The organism is Variovorax sp. LG9.2 (genome assembly GCF_035018885.1).
Lineage (GTDB): Bacteria > Pseudomonadota > Gammaproteobacteria > Burkholderiales > Burkholderiaceae_C > Variovorax.
The window spans coordinates 42846-68335 of sequence record NZ_JASJXB010000007.1; the positions used below are offsets into that span (position 1 = coordinate 42846).

General features: G+C 61.3%; 22 protein-coding genes and 1 tRNA gene. 13 read left to right on the plus strand and 10 right to left on the minus strand.

Annotated elements, in window-relative coordinates; translation table 11 throughout:
- Window positions 1-28: 28 nt before the first annotated feature.
- The 6 genes from QN413_RS09265 to QN413_RS09290 form a co-directional block, all read right to left on the minus strand.
- On the minus strand, window positions 29-1459 hold the full coding sequence (locus QN413_RS09265) for an enolase C-terminal domain-like protein (protein WP_323496334.1): 1431 nt from the start codon (window positions 1457-1459) through the stop codon (window positions 29-31).
- Between the two features lie 54 nt (window positions 1460-1513).
- Window positions 1514-2344 carry a sugar phosphate isomerase/epimerase family protein gene (locus QN413_RS09270; protein ID WP_323496335.1) on the minus strand — a complete coding sequence of 277 codons (831 nt, stop codon included), beginning with the start codon at window positions 2342-2344 and terminating at the stop codon, window positions 1514-1516.
- Window positions 2341-3879, minus strand: coding sequence for a tripartite tricarboxylate transporter permease (locus QN413_RS09275; protein ID WP_323496336.1), 1539 nt, complete (start codon window positions 3877-3879; stop codon window positions 2341-2343). Before QN413_RS09275 ends, QN413_RS09270 begins: the two co-directional genes overlap by 4 nt.
- Window positions 3880-3907: 28 nt before the next feature.
- On the minus strand, window positions 3908-4501 hold the full coding sequence (locus tag QN413_RS09280; protein ID WP_323496338.1) for a tripartite tricarboxylate transporter TctB family protein: 594 nt from the start codon (window positions 4499-4501) through the stop codon (window positions 3908-3910).
- 9 nt (window positions 4502-4510) lie between these two features.
- Complete coding sequence (locus tag QN413_RS09285; protein ID WP_323496339.1) at window positions 4511-5527, minus strand: tripartite tricarboxylate transporter substrate binding protein; 1017 nt, start codon at window positions 5525-5527, stop codon at window positions 4511-4513.
- Window positions 5528-5611: 84 nt separating this feature from the next.
- A complete protein-coding gene (locus QN413_RS09290) occupies window positions 5612-6262 on the minus strand; it encodes a TetR/AcrR family transcriptional regulator (RefSeq protein WP_323496340.1) in 651 nt (216 codons plus the stop codon).
- Window positions 6263-6355: 93 nt separating this feature from the next.
- Here QN413_RS09290 and QN413_RS09295 point away from each other — a divergent pair, with 93 nt between their 5' ends.
- Complete coding sequence (locus QN413_RS09295; RefSeq protein WP_323496341.1) at window positions 6356-8080, plus strand: thiamine pyrophosphate-binding protein; 1725 nt, start codon at window positions 6356-6358, stop codon at window positions 8078-8080.
- Between the two features lie 59 nt (window positions 8081-8139).
- On the opposite strand, the gene QN413_RS09300 is transcribed toward QN413_RS09295, so the two are convergent.
- Window positions 8140-8562 carry an SWIB/MDM2 domain-containing protein gene (locus tag QN413_RS09300; RefSeq protein WP_323496342.1) on the minus strand — a complete coding sequence of 141 codons (423 nt, stop codon included), beginning with the start codon at window positions 8560-8562 and terminating at the stop codon, window positions 8140-8142.
- Between the two features lie 182 nt (window positions 8563-8744).
- The gene (locus QN413_RS09305) at window positions 8745-9632 is read right to left on the minus strand and encodes a DMT family transporter (protein ID WP_416352163.1); all 888 of its coding nucleotides are present in this window, start codon (window positions 9630-9632) and stop codon (window positions 8745-8747) included.
- 119 nt (window positions 9633-9751) lie between these two features.
- Between QN413_RS09305 and QN413_RS09310 the strand changes: the two genes are divergently transcribed.
- From QN413_RS09310 to QN413_RS09365, 12 genes are all read left to right on the plus strand, one after another.
- Window positions 9752-10261, plus strand: coding sequence for a gamma-glutamylcyclotransferase family protein (locus tag QN413_RS09310; protein WP_323496344.1), 510 nt, complete (start codon window positions 9752-9754; stop codon window positions 10259-10261).
- A 256-nt stretch (window positions 10262-10517) separates the two neighbouring features.
- Window positions 10518-11837, plus strand: coding sequence for an isocitrate lyase (gene aceA, locus QN413_RS09315; RefSeq protein ID WP_187052553.1), 1320 nt, complete (start codon window positions 10518-10520; stop codon window positions 11835-11837).
- A gap of 279 nt (window positions 11838-12116) precedes the next feature.
- The gene (gene thrS / locus QN413_RS09320) at window positions 12117-14024 is read left to right on the plus strand and encodes a threonine--tRNA ligase (protein ID WP_323496345.1); all 1908 of its coding nucleotides are present in this window, start codon (window positions 12117-12119) and stop codon (window positions 14022-14024) included.
- Window positions 14025-14123: 99 nt separating this feature from the next.
- On the plus strand, window positions 14124-14732 hold the full coding sequence (gene infC / locus QN413_RS09325; RefSeq protein ID WP_323496502.1) for a translation initiation factor IF-3: 609 nt from the start codon (window positions 14124-14126) through the stop codon (window positions 14730-14732).
- A gap of 153 nt (window positions 14733-14885) precedes the next feature.
- Window positions 14886-15089, plus strand: a complete 204-nt coding sequence (gene rpmI / locus QN413_RS09330) for a 50S ribosomal protein L35 (protein ID WP_007832497.1) — start codon at window positions 14886-14888, stop codon at window positions 15087-15089.
- A 24-nt stretch (window positions 15090-15113) separates the two neighbouring features.
- Window positions 15114-15473 (plus strand): 50S ribosomal protein L20, encoded by a 360-nt coding sequence (rplT, locus tag QN413_RS09335; protein WP_007832499.1) that lies wholly within the window; start codon window positions 15114-15116, stop codon window positions 15471-15473.
- Window positions 15474-15593: 120 nt separating this feature from the next.
- On the plus strand, window positions 15594-16670 hold the full coding sequence (gene pheS / locus QN413_RS09340; protein ID WP_323496348.1) for a phenylalanine--tRNA ligase subunit alpha: 1077 nt from the start codon (window positions 15594-15596) through the stop codon (window positions 16668-16670).
- Between the two features lie 20 nt (window positions 16671-16690).
- A complete protein-coding gene (pheT, locus tag QN413_RS09345) occupies window positions 16691-19129 on the plus strand; it encodes a phenylalanine--tRNA ligase subunit beta (RefSeq protein ID WP_323496349.1) in 2439 nt (812 codons plus the stop codon).
- A gap of 8 nt (window positions 19130-19137) precedes the next feature.
- Window positions 19138-19515, plus strand: a complete 378-nt coding sequence (locus QN413_RS09350) for an integration host factor subunit alpha (protein WP_187052549.1) — start codon at window positions 19138-19140, stop codon at window positions 19513-19515.
- A 64-nt stretch (window positions 19516-19579) separates the two neighbouring features.
- Window positions 19580-20041 carry a MerR family transcriptional regulator gene (locus QN413_RS09355; protein ID WP_187052548.1) on the plus strand — a complete coding sequence of 154 codons (462 nt, stop codon included), beginning with the start codon at window positions 19580-19582 and terminating at the stop codon, window positions 20039-20041.
- A 26-nt stretch (window positions 20042-20067) separates the two neighbouring features.
- Window positions 20068-20144, plus strand: a tRNA-Pro gene (locus QN413_RS09360).
- Window positions 20145-20271: 127 nt separating this feature from the next.
- A complete protein-coding gene (locus tag QN413_RS09365; RefSeq protein ID WP_323496350.1) occupies window positions 20272-21516 on the plus strand; it encodes a hypothetical protein in 1245 nt (414 codons plus the stop codon).
- A 677-nt stretch (window positions 21517-22193) separates the two neighbouring features.
- On the opposite strand, the gene QN413_RS09370 is transcribed toward QN413_RS09365, so the two are convergent.
- Both QN413_RS09370 and QN413_RS09375 read right to left on the minus strand, forming a co-directional pair.
- Window positions 22194-23645, minus strand: a complete 1452-nt coding sequence (locus tag QN413_RS09370) for an aldehyde dehydrogenase (protein WP_323496351.1) — start codon at window positions 23643-23645, stop codon at window positions 22194-22196.
- A gap of 64 nt (window positions 23646-23709) precedes the next feature.
- Complete coding sequence (locus QN413_RS09375) at window positions 23710-25413, minus strand: GMC family oxidoreductase (protein WP_323496352.1); 1704 nt, start codon at window positions 25411-25413, stop codon at window positions 23710-23712.
- Window positions 25414-25490 lie beyond the last annotated feature (77 nt).

Below are 25490 nucleotides of genomic sequence, written 5' to 3' on the forward strand. Positions count from 1 at the left end.
GATGTTCTTGAGGAGGTCTTGTGTGGGCTCAACTGCCGGCGAGCGGCTGGAGCGTGGCCCAGTCGGGTTGCGCGCTGGCGGCAAAGCCGGGCGCAGCAAGCGACGTGATGTCGAGCATCCCACCGTGCACAGAGAGCCGCACCTTGTCGCCGCTTGCTTCGTAGAGCCCAGGTTGCGCCCGCAAGAAGCCTTGCGCTTCTGTTGTGCTGCCGCCCTGGCCGCTGAAGCCGTCGACGTAGTGATGGCCGTTGCGCTCGACGTGCGTGAGCCCGATCAGGTTGACCAGTGCGAGGTCTTGCTGCACGGCGAGGCCGGCTTGTGTGGTCAGGTCTTCGGCCGACATGAAATAAGCGGCCGGTCGGCCTTCGGAGGCGGCTTGCAGGTTGAGTTGCCGGCAACGCGCTGCGTTGAGCAACGAGCGATAGATGCCCTTGCAATCCTTGCTCGACACGCCCGTGTAGCCGCAGGTCAGCGCCTGCGGAAACGCATCGAGCGTGCCGTCGGACTCATCGATCAGCACCGGGCGCATCGCAGCGAGCGCGCGCACATCGCTTTGCAATGCGGTTGCGCGTGGCAATGGTTGCTCGATGTAGAGGGTTGCCGCTGCGAGGCGATGTAACGCGGGCGTCGCCTGCACTCGTTGCCAGAAGCGCGCGGCGGCTTCGGCATCGGCGAACTGCTCGTTGCCGTCGAGCGTGACGACGTAATCGGGCACGCGCTCGATGACCTCGGCAATTCGCGTCAGCCGGGCCAGATCTTGCTCCGCGTTGCCGGCGACCTTGAGCTTGAAGTAGCGGCAGCCGGTGGCTGCGACGACTTCTTCCAGCGTCTCGGGCAAGCCGTCGCCCACGCATTGCTGTACGTCGGCTGCCGTTATGGCGTCGACCAGTCCGACGGTGTGACGCAGCGCGATGCGGTTCGCTGGCGCTAATGAGCCGAGGAAGCTGGCGAAGTCGAACGCGTCGAGGTCCGGCGTCAGCGTCGCATCGATGCCGGGCAGATTGCGTTGCACCGCTTCATAAAACGAAATACCTTCGGCGCGACACAGCGCATCGAGCAGCGCGCGGTCGATCAAAGCCGGACCGAAGCAGGCGATGAGCGGGTTGAGTTGCTGCGCCGCCGCGGCGTCGATTTGCGGCTGGTAGTTCGCTGTGAAGTGCGCGAAAGCAGGGCGCGATTTGCCATCTGCAAGATAGGCGGCCTTCGCCAAACGAAGCGAGGTGCGCAGCTGATCGAAGTTGTCGTCGTTGCTGAGCGCGAGGTTCTTGTCGAACCACTTGGGCGCGAGTAACTCGGCTGAAGCGCCTTCGGCTTCAACGCCATTGTCTGTGCGGATGCGAACGCGCACGAAGGCCTGCGGGCAAGCCGTCAGCGTGACGACGCCGAAGCGGAACGGCATGCGCATCTTCACGCCGCGTTCGAAGAGCTGGATGTCGAGGATGCGGAACGGAATGGACATGGCGACCGGTAAAAGACCTGCGAAAAGGATGCGGGAAAACGATTCGGGAAAAGGTCAGGCCAGCTTTTCGCGCAAGCCCTTCAGGTAGCCGGCCGAGAACGCGGCCACGCCCGGGCCGTCGGGCACGTAGTCGAAGGGTTCGACGCCGATCGCGCCGGCGTAACCATGGCGCTTCAATGCCGCGAAGATCGGCGCGAACTGCATCGCGCCTTGACCCGGTCCGCGGCGGTTGGGGTCGTTCACCTGAATGTGGCCGATGAGCCCGGTCGGCAACCAGCGGTCGATCAGGTCGGGCACGCTCTCGCTTTCACTCAGGCCGGCGGCGCTGCAATCGATCATCGTGCGCAGGTTCGGGTGGTCGATGGTGCGCACCACCTCTGCCGCCTGGGCCACGGTATTGAGCATCGATGTTTCGTGCGGCGACAACGGCTCGATGCAGTAGATGACACCGTTGGCGGCTGCCGATTCCGCGACGCGCGCCAGGCCGTCCTGCAGACGCGCCAAGGCGACGGCGTGGCTCTCTCCGTCAGGGATCTGCCGCTGCTTGGGCGAGCCGTGCACCAGCACCATGCCGCCGAGTTCGGCGCACAAGCCGGTCAGGCGCGACATCACATCGAGCGTGCGGGCGCGCAGGTCGGCGTCGGGGTGGGTCAGCGACAAACCTTCGGGCTTGACCAGCAGCCAGTGCAGGCCGGTGACGATGAGGCCGAACGATTCGATGGTGGCGCGAATGCGTGCCGCTTCGCCCGATGTGATCTTTTCCGGCGCGTCGCTCAGCGTGAAAGGCGCGACTTCGAGCCCGTCGTAGCCAAGTGCCGCGGCGACCTCGCATTGTTTCTCCAGCGACATGCCGGCGAGCACTTCGTTGCACAGAGCGATCTTCATGAGGGTTGCCTTGAAACGAGCGACTTCAGCGTGCGGCTGAAGCCACCGGTGATGCTCTGTACCAGCGCTTTGAAGGCCGGCACATACAGAAGAATCGTGAAGATCGTGACCGTCGCAAAACCGATGCAGATCGGACGTGTGAAGAAGGGCGACAGGTCGCCATCGGACAAGACCAGCCCGCGGCGCAAGCTCTTGTCGAGCAGCGGACCGAGCACCAGACCGAGAACGAAGGGCGCCATCTGGTAGCCGCGGCGCCGCAGAAAGAAAGCGCCTATGCCGATGACCAGCATGCAGTAGATGTCGAACAACCGCGACGCGCTGGCGAAGGCGCCGACAGTGCACAGCAGAAAGATGATCGGCATCAGCACCGTGCGCTTGATGCGCAGCACCAGCAGCAGCGGCTTCACCAGAAACAGGCCGAAGATCAGGATGCTGACGGTGGCGAGCGAGGTCATCGCGACCACGTCGTAGACGAACTGGGGGTGCGAGATCATCATCATCGGACCGGGCTGGATGCCGTGGATGATCATCGCGGCCATGAGCACGGCAGACGGTGCTGAACCTGGAATGCCGAGCGCCAGTGCCGGAATGATGTGGCCCGGAATCGACGCCATGTCGCCAGTCTCGGCGGCCATCAAGCCATCGATCGAGCCCTTGCCGAAGAGCTCCTTTTCTTTGCTCGCCGCCTTGGCTGCGGCGTACGACATCCACGCACCGGAGTCTTCGCCGACGCCCGGCATCAGCCCGGTGAGCACGCCGATCACGCCGGAGCGCAACACGGTGGGCCAGTACTGCACCACCTCGCGAAAGCGCGGCAATACCGAGTCGCGTAACTCGACCATCTTCTTCTCGACCGGGTCGGCCAGTGTCGTCAAGACCTCGGCAAAACCAAAGGCGCCGACCAGTGCAGGAATGAGCGAGATGCCGCCCGAGAGCTGGTCCCAGTCGAAGGTGAATCGGTTGTACGCGTACAAGCCTTCTTGCCCGATCTGCGCGACGAACAGGCCGAGCGCGCCCATCAACCAGCCCTTGAGCGGATCGTCGCCGACGATGCTGCCCGACATTGCGACACCAAAGAGCGCAAGCCAGAAGAACTCGTAGGCACCGAACGACAACGCGACTTCGGCCAGCAACGGCGTGAAGGCTGCAAGGCAAAGCACGCCGAACAGCGTCCCCATGAAGGCGCCCGAAGTGGCAATGCCGATGGCTCGACCGGCCTCGCCGCGGCGCGCCAGCGCATAGCCATCGGCACACGATGCCGCGTTGGCAGCGGTGCCGGGAATGTTCAGCAGGATGGCCGTGCGAGAACCACCATAGAGGGTGCCGACATACGAACAGATCAGGATCAGGATCGCATCGTTGGCCGGTAGCTTGATGGTGAGCGTCGTCAGCAACGCGATGCACAGCGTTGCCGACAAGCCCGGCAGGCAGCCGACGATGATGCCGATCAACGCACCGCCGAGACCAAAGGTGATCGACGTGATGTTGAGGAAGCCGAGGTAGGCGTGACCGAGGAGCGCGAGGCCTTCGAACATGGTGGTCTTGCTGAGCTCAGAGAGTTGCTTAAGGCAGATGAACCAGGAACAGTTCCTGGAACACGAGCGTGATGACGATGCCGGCACCGAGGCCGATGGCCAGCGTCTTGCAGAAGATCGGCAGCGTGAGCGACTCGCCTGCTGCCTTGCGTTGCACGTGCTGCAGGCTCAGGATCGCGATGGTCACGAACAGCGCGGCCGCCGCCCAGAAGGGCAGTCCGTGCCCCACGAGCCCGACCGCGAAGACGACGCACAAGCCCACCACCAGCACGATGCGTTTCTTCTCGACGCTGCTGGTCGCAGGCGTCGCCACTGCGGCTTCGCCGGAATGCGCAGAGAGTCGACGCCAACTGCGCAGCGCCAGCAGAAACCCCAACAACACCGTCACGATGCCGAGCAAGCCTGGCAAAAGTCCGGGCGCGGTATACGGATTGATGTCCTGCTTCTCGAGCCGGTCCATGCGAAGCGAGCCGATGAGCACCGCCGCGCCGAAGATCATCCACGCGAAGGCGGCGATCAGGTCGGAGCGCGGGCTGACGGTTCGGGCTTCTTCAACCGGCGTCGTCGGGAGTTCGGACGACTGCTTTGGCTGTGCAGAGGTCGAGGTAGCGGGAGGCGTCATGGAAACGAATCAAGGCTTCGGAATGCCAACGGTGTCGGGCGACACCTTGGCCTTGCCTGCCCCGAACAGCATCCACGCATTCGCCTGCACAGCCGGCATCACCGCCTTCTGCGCAGCCTCGCCGGAGGTCGGCAAAAACAGGGCGCCGCGGCTGCTCGCATACTTCTTCAGCGCTTCGCTCTTCGGGATGTTTTCTTCCCAGATCTTCTGCACCGTTTTCACGACCTCGTCAGGCACGCCCTTGGGGATGAAGATGCCGAAGTAGTTGGCCGGCGCGGTAAAGCCGGGAATGGTTTGGGAGAGCGGCGGAATGACGCCGAAGCCTTCGAGGTCGAGCGGCTTGTCGCTGACCGTGGCGAGCGGACGCAGGCGCTTGCCACGGATCATGTCCGCCTGTTCGACGGCCAGTTGCGTGGTGACTTCGGCCTCGCCCGACACGGTGGCCACCACCGCAGGATTGCCGCCGTCGTACGGCACTTCGCGGTACTTGACGCCGGTAGCCGCGGCGATGAAGTCCATCGCGTTGTGGCCTGCGGAGGTGACGCCTGCCGTCGCCACCGTGATCTTGCCGGGCTGAGCCTTCATGGCGTCGATCAGGTCCTTGGCTGTCTTGTACGGCGTCGCCGGATTCACGCCGATCACCTGGATGTTGGCGACCGTCAGGAAGATGTTCCAGTCGCTCATCTTCGTTTGCAGCGAGCCGAGCGTTTCGTAGGTGCCCAGGTCTTGTGCGGCACCGGCCGTCCACGTGTAGCCATCCTTTGCAGCATCGAGTGCGCTCTTGGTGCCGATCGCGCCTGATGCACCCGGCTGATTGATGATGACGACGGTTTGGCCGAGTGCTTTTTCGATCTCGCCTGCAGTGACGCGCGTGACCTGATCGGTCGACCCGCCTGCCGCCCACGGCACGATCAAGTTGATGGGGCGAGACGGCTTCCACTGGGCCAGCGCGCCGGACGCAGCGGCAGACAAAACGGCGACGACAAACACCCGGCGAGCCAGGTTGCGAACGGAATCGGCATGCATCACGAAGGTCTCCAGTTATGGTTTTAATTCACCAGCGGGTGAATTCTGACTAGCGCGAACCAGAGCGTCAACGGACCACGCCAGTCAGTCCCTCAGGACATACCCTAGGATCACATCGCACATGTGAGAGAGGCGTTCGCTGCGCGCTTTGCGCGTCATGAGGTCGCGCCCGAAGATGGCTGACAGCGTGTAGTTGTTGGAAAGATAGAAGTACGCGATGCCGGCGATCGAGATGTAGAGGTGCACCGGATCGACACCGCCGCGAAACACGCCTTCCTTCCGGCCACGTTCGAGAATGTCGCCAAGCGTCTGGATCACCGGCGAGTTCATTTCCCGCACGCGCTTCGACTTCTCCAGATGGCGCGCTTGGTGCAGGTTGGCGCTGTTGAGAAGGGTGATGAACTCGGGATGTTCGAGGTAATAGTTCCAGGTGAATTCCATGAGTCGGCGCACGGCTTCGGCCGGCGGCAGGTCAAGCAGATGCAACTCTTTTTCAGCCTCGCGAATGTTGGCGTAGGCGCTCTCCAGCACTGCCAGAAACAGGTCGTCCTTGCTGCTGAAGTAGTAGTAGATCAGTCGCTTGTTGAGGCCCGCACGTTCCGCGATGCTGTCGACGCGCGCACCGGCCAGTCCCAGCAGCGCGAACTCTTCGCGCGCGGCGTCGAGGATCGCTTGCTGCGATCTGTCGGCGTCTCTGAGGCGCGGTTCGGGTGCGATAGCTGCAACGGATTTCATGCGTTCTTTTAACTGTTTGGTGAATTAAAGCCAACCCGATTTTTCCCTGACGATAATCGGCGGCATCTCTTCATCTACTCAATCGGGCGTGGCATGCAAAAGCAGCAGACAGCGGGGCACTTGATCGTCGAATGCCTTATCGAACAGGGCGTCGAAATTGCATTCGGCGTGCCGGGAGAAAGTTTTCTCGCGGTGCTCGACGGCTTTCATGCGTACGACGACCGCATTCGCTTCATCGTGAACCGGCAGGAGGGTGGCGCGGCCTTCATGGCGGATGCGCATGGGCGGCTCACCGGGCGGCCTGGCATCTGCTTCGTGACGCGCGGCCCGGGAGCCACCAACGCATCGATCGGCGTGCACAACGCGTTTCAGGATTCGACGCCGCTCGTGCTTTTCGTCGGCGACGTCGGCAGCGATTTTCGCGATCGTGAAGCCTTTCAGGAGGTCGACTACGGCAGCTTCTTCGGGCCAAGCACCAAAGGGTTTGCCAAGCGCGTCGAGCGCATCGACGATGCGAGTCGCATTCCCGAATACATCGCCCGCGCGTTCTCGACCGCGATGAACGGCCGCCCCGGCCCGGTCGTGCTTGTGCTTCCGGAAGACATGCTGAGGTCGACCACGGCGGCACGCCCACTCGGCCGCGTCGAGGCCGTGCAACCGTGGAGCGATCCGGGATCGCTGCGTACCTTGCGCGAACTGCTGATGAAGGCGCAGCGCCCGTTCGTGATCGCTGGCGGCAGTGGCTGGACGACGCAATCCGCGCAGGCGCTGCAGCGCTTTGCAGAGAACTGGAAGCTACCGGTCGGCAATGCGTTTCGCTTTCAGGATACGTTCGACAACCACCATCCGCTGTATGCGGGGGACGTCGGCATCGCCATCAATCCCAAGCTCGCCGCGCGAATCAAAGACAGCGACCTCGTCATCGCGATCGGGCCACGCTTGGGCGAGATGACCACCGGTGGATACACGCTGCTCGAAGCCCCGAAGGCGAAGCAGACGCTGGTGCACATCCATGCCAGCGCCGAAGAGCTCAATCGCGTGTACCAGGCCGACCTGGCCATCAATGCAGGCATGAGCGCCGCGGCGCGCAGCCTGGAGGTGCTCAGTGCCCCGCCTGAAGTGCCATGGGAAGAGTGGACGTTTGCTGCCCATGCCGACTATCTCGCGAACCTCGTGCCGCAACCCTTGCCCGGCTTGCCCGCCGACATGCCTCGTGGCGCAGTCGACCTAGCCGAGGTAGTGGCGTTGTTGCAAAAGCATCTGCCGCACGATGCCGCCATCACCAACGGTGCCGGCAACTTCGCGAGTTGGGTGCATCGCTTCTTTCGCTACCACGGTCTTGCCAAGGGCCATAAGACGCAGCTGGCGCCCACCAGCGGCGCAATGGGCTACGGCGTGCCGGCTGGCATCGCGGCCAATCTGACGACCGGCCGCATCGCCTTCACGATTGCTGGCGACGGTGACTTTTTGATGAACGGACAGGAGCTGGCGACGGCGTCGCAGCACGGTGGCAAAAGCATCATCGTGCTGCTGAACAACGGCATGTTCGGGACCATCCGCATGCATCAGGAGCGCGAGTACCCCAACAAGGTCAGCGGCACCGCGCTGCGCAACCCAGACTTCTGCGCGCTTGCCAGGGCATACGGCTATGCGGCTGAGAAAGTGACTGCCACGTCGCAGTTCGAAGGCGCGTTGCTGCGGGCGCTGGAAGCCGACATTGGCACGCTGATCGAGATACCACTCGACGCGGAGATCATCTCGACGCGCGGCACGTTGTCGTCGATCACCAAAGCAGCGCAAGCGCGGCCTTCACCTTGAACGAAAAAAAGCCGGCATGAGCCGGCTTTCCAGTTTCAGGTGCACGAAGCACCCGAGGCTTACTTGACGTGCTTGCCGATCAGCGCAGCCAGTTCGAACATCGACACTTGCGGCTTGCCGAAGATTTCCTTCAGCTTGGCGTCGGCGTTGATGTTGCGCTTGTTGGCCTTGTCTTGAAGATTGTTCTTCTTGATGTAGTCCCACAGCTTGCTGACGACTGCGGTACGCGGCAGCGGCGTGGAGCCGACGACAGCAGCGAGTGCCGGGCTGGGGGTCAGGGCCTTCATGAAGGCAGCGTTGGGCGTGCGCTTCTTGGCGGGAGCAGCCTTCTTTGCAGCAACCTTCTTCGCAGGAGCAGCCGTCTTTGCGGGCGCAGCCTTTTTCGCAGGAGCAGCCTTCTTTGCCGGAGCAGCTACTTTCTTCGCTGGAACAGCCTTCTTTGCGGGAGCCTTTTTGGCCGGAGCCTTTTTTGCAGTTGCCATGGTTTGATTTCCTTTTTTTGGTTGGACATTCACCAATGAAAAACAGCGTCTCCACTGGCACTGCGGATGCTAAAGGAGAAAAAACGCGTTTCCAAGTGGAAAAGAGACTTTTTCATTGGGGGCTGTTGTTTTTTCAGAGGAGAAACAGAGGGGAATGCGGGGGAGAGCCGAGAGAGGGCGCCCTACGGTTTCGCCAAGCGGGCAGGCCAGGTCGCGAGCATCACGCCCATGAGTGCCGCGGCGAACGCCACAAGCTGCAGCATCGAGAGGCTTTCGCCGAGCACCAGCACGCCCACCAACGCCGCGCTCACAGGCAGCATCACGGTGAAAACGCCAGCCTGCGATGCGGGCACATTGCGCAGGCCCGTCATCCACAACCACACCGTCCAGATGCTCGCGGCCATCGCATAGACCACGAGCAAAAGCCAGGTGCCGACATGCACTGAGGCGAAGTCGAACCGCCATGCGAACCAGAGGCCGAACGGCGTCGAGAGCGCGAAGCCCCAGAGGTTGATGAGCGACGAGATGCGCTTGGGTCCGAGACGTCCGGTAAGCGACTTGCCGATGACCGCATACGCCGACTCGCACAGTACCGCGCAGAACACAAGCAGGTTCCCGAGCCAAGGCATACCGCTTTGCACTGCGCCTGATGTCGGCGCTGTCGCTGCAGTCGATGTCACATGCACGGGCGCGAACGCCAGCAGTGCGATGCCTCCGGCGGCACAGCCGATGGCGCCGGCTACGCGCAGCGTGATGCGCTCGCGCAGGAAGATCCAGCTGGTCAACGCGACCACCGCCGGGATCGACGCCATGATCACGCCGGCCGACACCGCGCTCGTCATGCTCACGCCAAAGAGCATGCAGATCGAGAACATGAAGTTGCCGAGGAACGATTCGAGAAAGACGAGGCCGCGCGTGCGTCGTGTCATTGGCGGTTCGTCGGCCGGGCGCTTCAGCCAGTGCGGCATGGCCAATGCGGCGATGCCGAAGCGCATCCATGCGAGTAGCAACACCGGCAGTGCGGCGACGAGTGGCTTGGAAAGAGCGACATAGCTGCCGACGAGCGTCATGCTCAAGGCAAGGCAGGCATAGGCAACGAGACGGCTAGATGCTGGCGCGGCGGACACCGTGGATGCCGCTGATGCAGGTGGGTTCACTAGACTGGCACGATTGAATCGATGGATCGATGATGCCCGATGAAGTTGTCGTGCCTGGCAAGACGGGCGCCGCGTCCCCTGACGCCGAAGCCAATGGCTTTGTTCGTCACGTCTTCGTTTACGGCACGTTGCGCCGCGGCGGCAGCAACGACATCACGCGTTGCCGGCCGTTGCCGCAGTTCGTCGGTCATGCGCACATCGCGGGCACGCTCTACGACCTCGGCGCATATCCAGGTGCTGTACTGGGTGTACTGGGCGATGCGTCATGCGGTGGCAAACAGCGCGCCGATCATGGCGGGCTGGTTCACGGCGAGATCTATTGCATCACAAAAGCTGTGGAAGCAGAGCTCGACTTGCTCGAAGAAGTGCGCGACGACGGCGGCGGCGAGTACGTTAAGCGAGAGATCGAGTTGGTGCTGTCCGGATCAGGCCCGCGAACCGAAGCAGGCGCGATGACGTTACGTTGTCTTGTCTACGAGATCCATCCGTCGCGTGTTACCGGGCGCGCCGTCATCGAAAGTGGCGACTGGTTTCGAAGTTGATGAAGGCTGCTGTCACAGTTTCACTAGCGAATACTTGATTGCACATCGCAAAATTCGGCTTTGGTGCAACGCAATAATTTTTCTCAATATAAGAAAAACTATTCCGCATTGAGAAAAGTCTCTGTAAGTGGTTGATTTTGCTTCAGTATTAATATGTCTTCTATAAGACATAAGACTCCGGCTTCGCGTTAAAGTTTGCCCCATGGCGGAAGCGCCCAACCGATCCAAGTCAACCAATCAACCTCACGGAGTGCACATGCCCCAGACCCTGACAGAACAACTGAGCCGAGAACAACAGATCGCCGCACTCGAAAAAGACTGGGCGACGAACCCGCGCTGGAAGGGCATCAAGCGCGGCTACAGCGCCGCCGACGTCGTGCGGTTGCGCGGCTCGGTACGGATCGAGCACACGCTGGCCCATCGTGGTGCAGAAAAGTTGTGGGATCTCGTCAACAGCGAGCCTTACGTCAACTGCCTCGGCGCACTCACTGGCGGCCAGGCCATGCAGCAAGTCAAGGCCGGCGTGAAGGCAATCTACTTGTCGGGCTGGCAAGTGGCCGCAGACAACAACAGCTACGCATCGATGTACCCGGACCAGTCGCTGTACCCGGTCGACTCGGTGCCGACAGTGGTCGAACGCATCAACAACACGTTCCAGCGCGCCGATGAAATCCAGTGGTCGAAGGGTACGAATCCTGGCGACAAAGGCTACATCGACTACTTCGCTCCTATCGTGGCCGACGCCGAAGCCGGCTTCGGCGGTGTGCTGAACGCCTTCGAATTGATGAAGGCCATGATCAAGGCCGGCGCCGGTGGCGTTCACTTTGAAGACCAACTCGCATCGGTCAAGAAGTGCGGGCACATGGGCGGCAAAGTGCTGGTGCCGACGATCGAGGCGGTACAGAAGCTGATCGCCGCACGCATGGCGGCCGACGTCTGCGGCACGCCGACTTTGGTGATCGCACGGACCGACGCTGAAGCGGCCGATCTCATCACCAGCGATTACGACGAAAACGACAAGCCGTTCATCACCGGCGAACGTACGGCCGAAGGCTTCTACCGGACTCGCAAGGGCATGGACCAGGCCATCAGCCGCGCCGTCGCCTATGCCCACTACGCCGATCTGGTGTGGTGTGAAACCGGTACGCCGGATCTGGCCTTTGCCAAGAAGTTCGCCGACGCCGTGCACAAGGTTCACCCCGGCAAGATGCTGGCGTACAACTGCTCTCCTTCGTTCAACTGGAAGAAGAACCTCGACGACGCGACCATCGCCAAGTTCCAGAAAGAGCTGGGCGCCATGGGCTACAAGTACCAGTTCATCACGCTGGCGGGCATCCACTCGATGTGGTTCAACATGTTCGATCTGGCGCAAGACTACGTCGCACGTGGCATGTCGGCCTATGTCGAGAAGGTGCAAGAGCCCGAGTTCGCGGCGCGTGAGCGTGGCTACACCTTCGTGTCGCACCAGCAAGAAGTCGGCACCGGCTACTTCGACGAAGTGACGACCGTGATTCAAGGCGGCAAGTCGAGCGTGACGGCGTTGACCGGTTCGACTGAAGAAGAGCAGTTCCACTGAACCTGCGTTCACGACAAATGCGAACGTGAACGTGACCCCAAAGCCCGGCCTTGGCCGGGCTTTTTTGTGCGCGCGGATAGAATCTCCGGTCCGATCCGCAACCAGGGCGAGAAAGGCATTTTGGTTATGACACCGCGAACTACGCCGCAAGCCATCAGCGGTCTTTTCCTGAAAGGACGAGACCGGTAGCCCGCGCACGCTGGATTTCTCCGGCAATCAAGCCAATGCAAAGCGCGGTCGATCACCGCGCTTTTTTGTTTTCTGCCCCGAGGTTTTCACATGATCCAGATCACGCTTCCCGACAACTCGCGCCGCGAGTATCCAGGCCCCGTTTCGGTCGCCGAAGTCGCTCAATCCATCGGCCCCGGCCTGGCGAAAATGACCGTGGCCGGCAAGGTCGACGGGCTGCTGGTCGATGCCAGCGACATCATCGATCGCGACGCCAAGCTGCAGATCATCACGCCGCGCGATGAAGAAGGGCTGGCGATCATTCGTCACTCGACGGCGCACCTGCTGGGCCATGCGGTGAAGCAGCTGTATCCGACGGCGATGATGGTGATCGGCCCGGTCATCGACGAAGGCTTTTATTACGACATCTCGTACGAGCGGCCGTTCACGCCCGACGACGTGGCGGCCATTGAAGCGCGGATGCGCGAGCTGATCGCGCAGGACTACGACGTCGTCAAGAAAATGACACCGCGTGCGGAGGTCATCGACGTCTTCAAGGCGCGCGGCGAAGACTACAAGCTTCGCCTTGTCGACGACATGCCCGACGAGCAGTCGATGGGTCTCTACTACCACCAGGAATACGTCGACATGTGCCGTGGCCCGCACGTGCCGAACACGCGCTTCCTGAAGGTTTTCAAGCTGACGAAGCTGGCGGGCGCGTATTGGCGCGGTGATGCGAAGAACGAGCAACTGCAGCGCATCTACGGCACGGCGTGGGCCGACAAAAAGCAGCTGGATCAGTACATCCAGCGCATCGAAGAAGCGGAGAAGCGCGACCACCGAAAACTCGGCAAGGAACTCGACCTGTTCCACATCGACGAGGTGGCGCCGGGCGTCGTGTTCTGGCACCCGAAGGGTTGGGCGATGTGGCAAGAGGTCGAGCAATACATGCGTCGCGTCTACCGCGAGACGGGCTATCAGGAAGTAAAAGGCCCGCAGATCCTCGACAAGAGTCTGTGGGAGAAAACGGGCCATTGGCAGAACTACCGCGAAAGCATGTTCACGACCGAGTCGGAAAAGCGCGAATACGCACTCAAGCCGATGAACTGCCCGGGCCATGTGCTGATTTTCAAGAGCGACTTGCGTAGCTACCGCGACCTGCCGATCCGTTATGGCGAGTTCGGCCAATGCCATCGCAACGAGCCCTCGGGCGCGCTGCACGGGATCATGCGTGTTCGTGGCTTTACGCAGGACGACGGCCACGTCTTTTGCACCGAAGACCAGATCCTCGACGAATGCGTGGCTTACACGGCCAAGTTGCAAAAGGTTTATGCCGACTTCGGTTTTGGCGAGATTTTGTACAAGGTGGCGACGCGCCCCGAGAACCGTGTGGGCGCCGAGGAGTTGTGGGACAAGGCAGAGCACGCCTGCATGGAGGCACTCCGCAGGTCGGGCGTGGACTTCATCATCTCGCCCGGCGACGGCGCCTTTTACGGCCCGAAGATCGAGTACACGCTCAAAGACGCGCTGGGCCGGCAGTGGCAGTGCGGCACGATGCAGGTCGACTTCAACACGGCAGAGCGCCTTGGCGCCGAATACGTGACCGAAACCAGCGGCCGCGCCAGCCCGGTCATGCTGCACCGCGCCATCGTCGGTAGCCTCGAGCGCTTTATCGGCATGCTGATCGAACACCATGCCGGCGCGATGCCCGCCTGGATTGCGCCGGTGCAGGTCGTGGTGCTCAATATCAGCGAAGGGCAGGCGGATTACGCTGCGGAAGTGGCTAAAACGCTGCAGGATCAAGGGGTTAGGGTCCAGCTCGACCTGCACAACGAGAAGATCACGTATAAAATACGCAAGCATTCGTTGCAAAAGCTCCCTTACATCCTGGTCGTAGGCGACAAGGAAAAGGAAGCCGGTGCCGTCGCAGTGCGCGCCCGAGGCAATCAAGACCTCGGTGCAATGTCCCTCGAATCGTTTAAACAACGGCTCTTTCAGGACATTGCCGACAAGCGTTGATTTGTCCCTGAAGCACCCCATCTGCTTCTGGCCAAACGTACCGCTTGTCCGCGAGGGCTGAACGGTGTTCGCTACAGATTCTGTAGCAAATTTTGAAGGATTCTGACCATCGCTACTGCATTTCGCGACCGCCGCCACCGCGAGGAACGCCAACACCGCCTTAACCGGGAAATCATGGCCCCGGAAGTCCGCCTGATCGGCCCGGAAAACGAGCCATTGGGAGTTGTGAGTCTTGTCGAGGCCTTGCGCCTGGCCGGTGAACAAGACGTGGATTTGGTAGAGGTCGTGGCTGCGGCCAACCCGCCGGTCTGTCGACTGATCGAGTACGGAAAATTCAAGTACCACGAACAGAAGAAGGCTGCCGAGGCGAAGTCCAAGCAGAAGGTCATCGAGGTCAAGGAAATCAAGTTCCGGCCCGGTACCGACGATGGTGACTACAACATCAAGATGCGCAATATCAAGCGCTTTCTTGAAGAGGGCGACAAATGCAAGATCACGCTGCGCTTTCGCGGCCGCGAGATCACGCACCAGGAACTCGGTCTGGCTCTTTTGCAGCGTATTCGCGATGAACTGGCTGACCTGATCATGGTCGAGCAGTTTCCGAAGCTTGAAGGCCGCCAGATGATCATGATGATCGCACCCGGCCGCAAGAAGGCGGGAGCACCGGTGAAGCCGGCGGCGGAATCCGTGGCACCCGCAACGGCCTAGGTCCGACCGATTTGAAGTTTTAGCTAGTTGCAGGAATTTCGTGAATGCCGGCGCTGAAAGGCGCAGGCAGCAGCGAGATAAAGAAGTGTCTCGGGGCCAACAAGTTCGTGGAATATCCGCGGCGCCTCACGAGCACAATTAAAGGAGCATTACATGCCCAAAATGAAGACCAAGAGCAGCGCGAAAAAACGTTTCCGCGTTCGTCCAGGTGGCACCGTCAAGCGCGGTCAAGCCTTCAAACGTCACATCCTGACCAAGAAGACCACCAAGAACAAGCGTCACCTTCGTGGTGCAGTCGCAGTGCATGAAACCAACATGGTTTCTGTCGCCGCAATGCTGCCCGGTCGTGGCATTTAACCCAGACGAACAAGGAGTACACACATGCCTCGCGTCAAACGTGGTGTAACGGCTCGCGCCCGCCACAAAAAAGTTCTCGCACTCGCCAAGGGTTTCCGCGGTCGTCGCGGCAATGTCTTCCGCGTCGCCAAACAGGCGGTGATGAAGGCAGGCCAATACGCCTACCGTGATCGCCGTACCAAGAAGCGTGTTTTCCGTCAGTTGTGGATTGCGCGTATCAACGCCGCCTCGCGTGAATTGGGCCTGACCTACAGCCAGTTCGCCAACGGCATCCGCAAGGCCGGCATCGAGATCGACCGCAAGATGCTTGCGGACATCGCAGTGCACGACAAGGCCGCTTTTGCCGGCATCGTGGAGCAGGTCAAGGCCAAGCTGGCCGCTTGATCCTGCACAGCGAACCAGCCGTCCCCCGGGACGGTGGTCCGCACCCACGGTACAAGGGCTGGCGCTTGAAAAAGCTCCAGCCCTTTTTTATTTCCCCGCGCCAAGTAATTCAAGAATTCCATGAACGAGCTGGACACCCTGGTCGACAACGCCCGCACTGCATTTGCGGATGCCAAGGCCCCCGCGGATCTCGAGAACGCCAAGGCACTGTTTCTTGGTAAATCTGGGCGCATCACCGAACTGATGAAGGGCATGGCCCAGCTCGCCGTCGACGAGAAGAAGTCGCGTGGCGCAGCGATCAACATTGCCAAGCAGGCCATTGAGGCTGCACTGACCGAACGTCGGCAGCAACTTGCCGATGCCGAGCTCGACCTGCAACTGAAGGCCGAAGCGCTCGATATCAGCCTGCCGGGCCGACGTCGCACCGGTGGTGGTTTGCATCCGGTGACCCGCACGCTTGAGCGCATCGAAGCGATCTTTTCCAGCATGGGCTTCGACGTGGCCGACGGCCCCGAGATCGAAAGCGACTGGCACAGCTTCACCTCGCTGAACAACCCGCCGAACCATCCGGCGCGGTCGATGCAAGACACCTTCTATGTAGACATCGACGGTGAAGACGGTGTGCCGTACAACCTGCGGCCGCACACCAGCCCGATGCAGGTGCGTTACGCGCACCAGCACATCAAGAAGCACGCTGCACTGTTCGAGGCGGCGGCCAAGGACACCACCGGCACCGTGCACGCACCCGAGATCCGCGTCATCGCGCCGGGCCGTACCTACCGCGTCGACAGCGATGCCACGCATTCGCCGATGTTCCACCAGTGCGAAGGGCTGTGGCTCGGCGCCAATGTGAGCTTCAAGGATTTGAAGGTCGTGTTCACCGACTTCTGCCGTACTTTTTTCGAAACCGACGATCTGGTGTTGCGCTTCAGACCGAGCTTCTTCCCGTTTACCGAACCGAGTGCTGAGATCGATATTCAGTTTCAAACCGGCCCGTTGGCCGGCCGCTGGCTGGAAGTGTCCGGAGCGGGTCAGGTTCATCCGAACGTCGTGCGCAATATGGGACTGGACCCGGAGCGCTACATCGGCTTTGCGTTCGGCATGGGGCCTGACCGGCTCGCGATGCTTCGCTACGGCGTGAACGACTTGCGCCACTTCTTCGACGGCGACCTGCGCTTCTTGTCGCAGTTCCAATAAACAGAAACGAGTACGACGAGATGCAATTCCCCGAGTCCTGGTTGCGCGAGTTCTGCAACCCGCCGCTCAGCAGCGTTGAGCTGGCTGACACGCTCACGATGGGCGGTTTCGAAGTCGAAGAGCGTCGGTCCGCCGCACCTGCCTTCACGAAAATCGTGGTCGGCGAAATCAAGGAAGCGACGCAGCACCCGAACGCCGATCGCTTGAAGGTTTGCCAGGTCGATGTCGGGCAGGGAACCTTGCTCAACATCGTCTGTGGCGCACCCAATGCGCGCGTCGGCATCAAGGTGCCGTGTGCGCTCGTCGGTGCAGAACTGCCGCTTGGTGAAGATGGCAAACCCTTCTTGATCAAGCTCGGCAAGCTGCGTGGCGTGGAGAGCCAAGGCATGCTGTGCTCAGCGCGCGAGCTTCAGCTCAGCGAAGACCACGGCGGTCTTCTCGAACTCTCTGCAGACGCGCCAATTGGCGTCGACGTGCGCGACGTGTTGAAGCTCGACGATGTGCTGCTCACCCTCAAGCTCACACCGAACCTGGCACATGGCCTCAGTGTCTACGGGGTGGCGCGCGAACTGTCTGCATTGACTGGCGTGCCCCTCAAGACGCCGGCGACACCCGCCGTCATGCCGACGCACCACAGCAAGCTCGCAGTGAAGGTCGATGCGCCTGAACTCTGCGGCCGCTTTTCGGGCCGCGTGCTGAAGGGCGTCGACCCTGAAGCCAAGACTCCTGCGTGGATGATCGACCGGCTGGCGCGTTGCGGTCAACGCAGCGTCACGGCGCTGGTCGACATCTCGAACTACGTGATGTTCGAGTACGGGCAACCCACGCACATCTTCGACCTCGACAAGATTCATGGCGGCCTTACCGTGCGTTGGGGTCAACCCGGCGAGCAGCTCAAGCTGCTCAATGGCAACACCGTGACCGTCGACGACAAGGTCGGCGTGATTGCCGATGAGCGCGAAGTCGAATCGCTTGCCGGCATCATGGGCGGCGACGCCACCGCCGTGTCCGACGGCACGCGCAACATCTATGTCGAGGCCGCGTTCTGGTGGCCTGATGCGATCCAGGGGCGCTCGCGCCGCTTCAACTTTTCGACCGATGCCGGTCATCGGTTCGAGCGTGGCGTCGACCCGAGCCGCACCGTGCAGATCATCGAACGCATCACGCAGTTGATCGTTGATATCTGTGGCGGCCAGCCAGGGCCGACCGACGACCAGACCCTGCACCTTCCAGACTTGAAGCCTGTTACCTTGCGCGTTGCACGCGCGGCGCGCGTCATCGGCATGCCGTTGACCCAGGCGCAATGCGTCGATGCGTTGAGCCGACTCGGCTTTGCCTTGATCGAAGGCGACGGCACATTGATCGTCACGCCGCCGCCGCATCGGTTCGATCTTGTCATCGAGGAAGACCTGATCGAAGAGGTCGCGCGCCTCATCGGCTACAACAACCTGCCTACGACTCCGCCGCTCGCGCCAATCACCGCGCGCGTGCAGACCGAGGCGCAGCGCAGCCGCTTCGCGGTGCGGCATCGGCTCGCTTCGTTGGGCTACCAGGAGACCATCAACTTCAGCTTTGTCGAAGCCGATTGGGAGCGTGACCTGGCCGGGAATGCGAACCCGGTGAAGCTGTTGAATCCGATTGCCAGCCAGATGAGCGTGATGCGTTCGTCGTTGCTCGGCTCGCTGTTGCAAGTGCTCAAGTTCAACCTCGACCGCAAGGCGCCGGCCGCACGCGTCTTCGAAATTGGCCGCGTTTTCATGCGTGATGCGTCTGTTGCCACGACCGACACCACCGTCAAAGGCATCCATCAGCCCATGCGCGTCGCGGGTCTCGCCTGGGGCGATGCGCAGGCGGCGCGTTGGGATGCCAAGCCGGCGCGCGCCGACTTCTTCGACGTCAAGGGCGATGTCGAAGCGTTGCTGGCACCCTTGGCGCCGACATTCGAACGCACTGAACATCCGGCGCTGCATCCGGGCCGCGCCGCACGCGTGCTCGTCGATGGAAAAGCGATCGGTGTGGTCGGCGAGTTGCATCCGCGATGGCGTCAGCAATGGGAATTCGCGCAAGCGCCAGTGCTGTTCGAACTCGATCTCGACGCGGTGACCGCGCGCCCCGTTCCGCTCGCCCAACCCGTGCCTAGGCATCAGTCTGTGGAGCGCGATATCGCAGTCGTGGTGGCCGAGGCCGTCAGCTTCGCAGCGTTGTCCGCTGCGATCGATTCGGCATCGACCGGTGGCCTGCTGCGCGACGCCGCATTGTTCGACATCTATCGGCCGCAAGCCGGACGCGACGGCACGGTGCCGGCGTCTCCAGGGCTCGCATCGGGCGAGAAGAGCATGGCGGTTCGCCTGACTTTTCATGACGACAGCGCGACACTCACCGACGAGCAGGTCGACCCGGCGGTACGCGCCATCGTCGATCAACTTTCTGCCAAGCTCGGCGCACGTTTGCGTGGATGATCGACGCCATGGAATTTACGTTTGAAGCGCTCGAAACACCGGCCCTGACCAAGGCGCATCTGGCGGACCTGTTGTTCGAGCAGATCGGCCTCAACAAGCGCGAATCCAAAGACATGGTCGAAGCGTTTTTCGATCTGGTCGCCGGCAGTCTGATCGAAGGCACAGACGTCAAGATCTCGGGCTTCGGCAACTTCCAGATCCGGGTGAAGGCGCCACGGCCCGGCCGCAACCCGCGCACCGGCGAAGCGATTCCGATCGGCGCGCGCCGGGTCGCCACCTTTCATGCGAGCGCCAAGCTCAAAGAGCAGATTCACGGCAGCATCGTCCCTGCCGAAGACGAAAGCAGTGGCGCAAAAGAGGTTGAGTGGAGCGTTGGCGCCGAATAGTTCTTGTGGCTCTGCGTGCACGTGGGGTAACCTCTGAGCTTCCCCCGGCACCGTCTTGATTTCAATGGAGAAAACGCTCCCGCCTATTCCTGTCAAACGCTACTTCACCATTGGTGAAGTCGGCGAACTCTGTGGCGTCAAACCGCACGTGTTGCGCTACTGGGAACAGGAATTCACGCAACTTCGGCCGATGAAGCGTCGCGGTAACCGACGCTATTACCAGCACCACGAGGTGCTCATGATTCGCCGCATCCGCGACCTCCTGTACGACCAGGGTTTCACCATCAGCGGCGCCCGCAACAAGCTGCAGGAACTGGTGCAAAACGAGCGCGACAAGCGCAAAGCCGGCGAGGTGCCGCTGGAGGGCATGGAGGCAGTCGAAATCGATCAGGAAGAGTTCGATGCTGCTGTCGTGCTGCAACAGGCACTCGATACCAACCCGCCCCGACAGGTCGACCGCGCGCAGCTCATCTTGCTGCGCCGTGAGCTATTCGAAATTCGCGAGCTTCTCTCCGTCGGACGTTAAAACGGCCCCGCTATAATTTGAGACTTCGGTGTGTGGCGCAGCCTGGTAGCGCACTTGCATGGGGTGCAAGGGGTCGAAGGTTCGAATCCTTTCACACCGACCAGTATTGACGGGGGTTAGCAGCTTAGTGGTTGCTAACCCCTTTGTCATTTTGGCTTGCCTTGTCCTTGATTTGTCCTAAACCGCTGAGTCTCGACGGCACTTCAACGCCTCGAACAACCGGAGACGTTATGCGCGCCAGCGAAGTTTTCACGCCAAACAAGTTGCCAGACGTGACGTTCATCGACGATCACCTGAAGGAGGCCACCAAGACACTAAGACAGGCGCTGGAAACGGGCGCTGCCGTGGTCTCACTATCCGGGCCTTCGAAATCGGGCAAGACCGTCTTCATTGAGAAGACGCTCGGCAAGGAGAATCTGATTCAGGTGACGGGCGCCGGCGCCGACAGTCCGGCCAAGCTATGGGATCGGGTGTTCGGAATCATTGGGACGCCCACAAGGGGCTCGACCACGGGCGGGAGTGGGTTCACCGGGACGATTGGGGCTAAGGCGGCGACCGGTGTGCCGCTTGTGGTGTCCGGGGAGGCGTCGGCATCTGGCGCGTGGGCCAAGACCGAGGCGACCTCGACCGACTATGCGCCGGACTACCTTCAATTGCTGATCAAGGAGCTTGGCGGCACGGACTTCGTTGTGTTCATCGACGACTTCCATTACATCCCCACCGCCGTGCAGCAGCAGGTCGCGAACGAGATCAAGGAGGCGATTCGTGGCGGCGTCCGGTTCATTTGTGCGGCGGTGCCGTATCACTCTGATGACGTGTTGCGCGCGAACTCCGATTTGCGCGGACGGATATTCAAGCTCGATTTCGATTACTGGTCGGTGCCCAACCTAAAGAAGATCGCCGCGTTGGGCTTCGAAGCGCTGAATGCGACGGCATCGGATGCACTCAGTGAAGCCTTCGCGCGGGAGGCAGCAGGATCGCCGCAATTGATGCAATCGCTGTGCCTCAGTGCGTGCTTCGAACTGGGCTTGGAAGATCGGTCGACCGAGCCCATCACCATTCAGGCGGACCTCGACCTGATTTCGCGAAGCTGTCGCCGCACGATGATGACCACCGACTACTCGTCGACGGTCGAAAAATTGAAAGAGGGGCCGAAGACGCGCGGCACGATCCGCAACTCGCATCGCATGCTCGATGGCACTGTGAAAGACGTGTACCCCATCATCCTTGGCGCGATTGCCGCCAACCCGCCCGAACTCACAATCCGGTATCAAAATCTTCAAGTTCGCATCGTAAGCGTCTGCGAAGGCGACCCGCCCAGCGGATCAAGCGTCACAGGAGCCTGCGTTCACATCTCAGACATCGCCAACGATGCAGAGAACCGGCAGGTCATCGAATGGGACGCGGCAAACGATGTGCTCGATATCCGAGATCCCTACCTTTTATTTTTTCTTCGCTGGGCCGACTGGAAGTAACCGAGCGCCTTACGACAATCCGCTTCGCGCAGGCGCATTCGTCGGTTCACCTTTTCAGCGCCAGCCGTCTCAACATGCGGAGTCGTTTGGCGATCGCTGGTCCCCGTCGCGCTGGTCGAGGCCGCAGTGGTCGACACAGCAGCAGGCATCGAAATTTGGCCAATTCCTCATATTTGATGAATTACTGAACCAGCGAAAGTATGGTCGTTTCGATCGGCCTATCGCTGCCCTGAGCGAGTCGCAGAGTGCACGCATCGAAGCTGGCGAACCTGTGGGCGCATCGATCGGCCGGTAACTTGGCAAATTTGCCGAATTGCTCGCCTGTCAGCCAGACCGGCTCATGAACGGCCGATGTCGTCGCCTAACCTTATGACGGCACTCAGATCAATGGGAGTGCAAGCAAGGTTGAACACGAAACTGGAGGCTGCCGGAAAGGCAAGAAACGGTTCATGTCTGTCTCCTTCGAAGGCTACCTGGAAGGCGCCTAATCTCTGTTTAAGGGGCAGACAATCATTGCGTCAACGTCGACATAATCCAATAGGATGTGCGAAATACAGAACATAGATTCTGCGAATAGCCGACTCTGAAGCAGCCATCGTTGCTACCCCAGAAATGTCGATCGCCTGATCTTGAAAAACGGGTCCAGCGCGTTGCGCGTGGACCCGGCCGCTGGTGCGCTACACAGGATATTGCTGACCCGCCGGTTCGATCGTGATCCACTTCAACTCTGTGAATTCGTCAATCACGGCACGGCCGTCGAAGCGGCCATAGCCACTGTCTTTGGTGCCACCGTAGGGTGCCTGTGCCTCGTTTTGTACCGTCGCTCCATTCACGTGGCACGCGCCGGTGTCGATCTGCAGCGCGACGTTCAACGCGCGCATCACGTCTTTGCAGAAGACGGCTGCCGACAGGCCGTAGGCCGTGTCGTTCGCGGCGGCGATGGCTTCAGCGTCACCATTGACTCGGACGATCGTCGTCACCGGTCCAAACGTTTCTTCGTCGAAGATTTTCATTTGACGTGTCACGTGATCGACGATGGTCGCCGGCATCGTGGCGCCATCGGCACGGCCGCCGCAGGCTAACTTGGCGCCCTTGGCCAGAGCGTCGTCGATGAGAGCGTTCAGTCGAGGGCCGGAGTCCTTGGACATCATCGGTCCGATGACGCACTGCGGATTGGTCATCGGATCACCGCTGGGCAAGTTTCGCGTTTGGGCTGCGAACTTCGCGACGAACTCATCGGCGATGGATTCATCGACAACGATCCGCTCGGTCGACATGCAGATCTGACCTTGGTACAAGAAGGAGCCGAAGACCGCGGCTTTGACAGCGTCGTCGATGTTGGCATCTTTGAGCACTACGAGCGGCGACTTGCCACCGAGTTCCAACAGGCAACGCTTCAGATGAACCGCAGCCTTCTGCGCAATGATGCGTCCGACTTTTGTTGACCCGGTGAAGTTGATGCGCCGTACCGCCTTGTGGGCGATGAGCGCGTCGATCACTTCCGGCGCATCCTGCGGCGCGTTTGTCAGAAAGTTCAACACGCCCGGTGGAAGCCCGGCTTCGACGAGCGCTTCCGCGACGAGCATGTGGGTCCGCGGGCTTGCTTCCGATGCGCGAAACACGACCGCGTTGCCGCACATCAGCGGGTAGGCAATGGCGCGTGCGGCCAAAACGACCGGCCCGTTCCAGGGGACGATGCTCAAGATCACGCCGACTGGTTGACGCACAGTCATCGACAGAGCGCCGGGTTTGTCCGTCGGGATGGTCTCTCCCTGGATTTGCGTTGTCATCGATGCGGCTTCGCGAAACGCGGTTGCGGCAAGGAACACATTGAAGCCTGCCCAGAGCGCCGAGGCGCCGATTTCTGCAGCCATGGTTTCAATGAACTCTGGAGTTTTGCCCTCGAGCGCATCGGCCGCCTTCAAAAGAATTCGGCGCCGGTCGGATGGCGTGCTGTGACGCCATGTCTTGAATGCGGTACCGGCCGAATCTGCGGCTGCGGTGGCGTCTTTCACGCCCCCGGCGGCTGCGGTCGTGACGACGTTGTTGGTGATCGGGTGACGACGCTCGAACGTTGCACTGCCTTGTGCGACGCGCTTCTCGTTGTCTAGGATCAGTTCGGATTGCATGACGTACCTTGATTTTGAGATTGAGTAATTGGGGAGGCTTCGCGGTTCGATAGGGGTGCTGTACTCACGCCTTTGGTCGCAGTATCTCTGCCATGCGTTCCCCGATCAGCGCGCAGGTCGCCATCGTCGCGACCGCGGGGATGCGCGGCATGATCGAGCTGTCTGCGATCCGCAGGTTCTGTACGCCGTTGACACGAAGCTTGGCGTCGACGACCGCGCGGTCGTCCTTCCCCATGCGGCATGTGCCGACCTGATGGAAATAGGTCGTGGCGCCGTTTCGCACGAAGTCGTCCATCGCCTGTCCGCTGAGCGTCTTGCCTGGGGCGACCTCGCGCTTCACGAATGGGCGCATGGCAGAGGAGTTGCCGATCTCGCGGCAGACCTCGATGCCATGCGCCATGGCCTTGACATCGTCGGGATGGCTGAGAAAGCGTGCGTCGACGATCGGTCGATCATTCGGGTTGGCGGACCGGAGCCTGATCTCGCCCCGGCTCTTCGGCGCGACGAGCCCGGAGCACAACGCCCAACTGGTCGGTGGCGGGGAGAACTGCTTGGCGACGACGTCGCTGGCATATGGCAGCTCGATCTGAACCAGATTCAGGTCAGGCGACAGAAGGTCGGACCGGCTCTTAAGGAACCCCGAGGCGTTCGCTGCGCTGTTGCGATGCGGGACATGCTCGTTGGGCTCCCAGATGCACCCCCCGTGGAGCAGATGATCGTGAAAGTTCTGACCGACCTCTGGGGAGTGGACGACCGTTTTGATACCGTGCGAGCGCAGTTGTTGCTGGTCGCCGATCCCGCTGAGCATCATGAGCTTGGGTGTGTTGATGCCACCCGAGCAGAGGATGACTTCGGCGTTGGCCTGAATGCGGATCGGGGCGCCATCGCCCTGGCGCAACTCGACACCTGTGACCCGCGTGCCCGAGAAGGTGAGGCGATCCACGTGGGACTTCACCAGGAGAGTGACGTTCTTGCGCGCCAGCACGGGATACAGATAGGAGCGCGCCAAGCTCTGCCGGCGACCATCCCTGATGATCTGGTTCATCAATGCGAAGCCGCCGCTGCCGAGTTCGCGCGCGCCGTTCAGGTCATCCAGGATCGGCATGCCCAGCGATTTGCACGCGGCAAGCATTCCCAATGCGACTAGTGGCGGGTCGAACGCAGGTTGAACCCAGACCGGGCCACCTTTGCCACGGTAGTGCGAGTCGGGCTTGCCTTGCCAGTTTTCCATTCGGCGGTAGATGGACAGTGCGTGCTCATAGCCCCAGCTCGCATCGCCGCTTTCCTGTGCCCAGTGGTCCAGGTTTGCCTTGAAGGGACGCGCCCAGATGGTCGCGTTGATGCTGCTGCCGCCCCCCACCACCTTGCCCATGGTCTCCGCGATGGCACGGTTGTTCGTGCTGGCCGCTGGCAGCGCCGCGTCTTGCCAGTCCCGCTCGGTTCCGAGGTTGGTAAACCACAGCTTCGGGTCCATGACGGACGGTGTCGTGTCCCAGTCGCCGGCTTCGATCACCAGGATGCTGGCATTTGTCTTGGCGGCAAGCCGGCCGATCAGTGCAGAGCCGCCGCTGCCCGTTCCGACGATGACGTAGTCGTATGCCGGAAGCAGCTTGGCCGAGCGCTCCGCCTGGTTGGCACGCGCTGCGTCCAGGTCATCGGCAAGTGACGGAAGACTGGCACTGGCCAAGCCGGCCGCTGCGGCTGCTCTGAGAAAGCTGCGCCGGTCTAGACGACCCGCGAGCAGAGCCTGTTCAAGTCTGTCCAACAAGCCGTTGTCCTGGCTTGCGTTGTAAGTATGGCGAGTAGGTTGCATGTCGTTGTCCACCTCCGAATATGAAAAAGAGT

Coding starts and splice junctions, on each gene's coding strand:
- thrS (WP_323496345.1), top strand. CDS start 12,117: ATGATCCAGATCACGCTTCCCGACAACTCGCGCCGCGAGTATCCAGGC.
- rplT (WP_007832499.1), top strand. CDS start 15,114: ATGCCTCGCGTCAAACGTGGTGTAACGGCTCGCGCCCGCCACAAAAAA.
- QN413_RS09280 (WP_323496338.1), bottom strand. CDS start 4,501: ATGACGCCTCCCGCTACCTCGACCTCTGCACAGCCAAAGCAGTCGTCC.
- QN413_RS09300 (WP_323496342.1), bottom strand. CDS start 8,562: ATGGCAACTGCAAAAAAGGCTCCGGCCAAAAAGGCTCCCGCAAAGAAG.
- QN413_RS09365 (WP_323496350.1), top strand. CDS start 20,272: ATGCGCGCCAGCGAAGTTTTCACGCCAAACAAGTTGCCAGACGTGACG.
- pheS (WP_323496348.1), top strand. CDS start 15,594: ATGAACGAGCTGGACACCCTGGTCGACAACGCCCGCACTGCATTTGCG.
- QN413_RS09305 (WP_416352163.1), bottom strand. CDS start 9,632: ATGACGCTCGTCGGCAGCTATGTCGCTCTTTCCAAGCCACTCGTCGCC.
- QN413_RS09295 (WP_323496341.1), top strand. CDS start 6,356: ATGCAAAAGCAGCAGACAGCGGGGCACTTGATCGTCGAATGCCTTATC.
- QN413_RS09290 (WP_323496340.1), bottom strand. CDS start 6,262: ATGAAATCCGTTGCAGCTATCGCACCCGAACCGCGCCTCAGAGACGCC.
- QN413_RS09350 (WP_187052549.1), top strand. CDS start 19,138: ATGGAATTTACGTTTGAAGCGCTCGAAACACCGGCCCTGACCAAGGCG.
- aceA (WP_187052553.1), top strand. CDS start 10,518: ATGCCCCAGACCCTGACAGAACAACTGAGCCGAGAACAACAGATCGCC.
- QN413_RS09270 (WP_323496335.1), bottom strand. CDS start 2,344: ATGAAGATCGCTCTGTGCAACGAAGTGCTCGCCGGCATGTCGCTGGAG.
- QN413_RS09370 (WP_323496351.1), bottom strand. CDS start 23,645: ATGCAATCCGAACTGATCCTAGACAACGAGAAGCGCGTCGCACAAGGC.
- pheT (WP_323496349.1), top strand. CDS start 16,691: ATGCAATTCCCCGAGTCCTGGTTGCGCGAGTTCTGCAACCCGCCGCTC.
- QN413_RS09310 (WP_323496344.1), top strand. CDS start 9,752: ATGCCCGATGAAGTTGTCGTGCCTGGCAAGACGGGCGCCGCGTCCCCT.
- QN413_RS09275 (WP_323496336.1), bottom strand. CDS start 3,879: ATGTTCGAAGGCCTCGCGCTCCTCGGTCACGCCTACCTCGGCTTCCTC.
- QN413_RS09285 (WP_323496339.1), bottom strand. CDS start 5,527: ATGCATGCCGATTCCGTTCGCAACCTGGCTCGCCGGGTGTTTGTCGTC.
- QN413_RS09265 (WP_323496334.1), bottom strand. CDS start 1,459: ATGTCCATTCCGTTCCGCATCCTCGACATCCAGCTCTTCGAACGCGGC.
- rpmI (WP_007832497.1), top strand. CDS start 14,886: ATGCCCAAAATGAAGACCAAGAGCAGCGCGAAAAAACGTTTCCGCGTT.
- QN413_RS09355 (WP_187052548.1), top strand. CDS start 19,580: ATGGAGAAAACGCTCCCGCCTATTCCTGTCAAACGCTACTTCACCATT.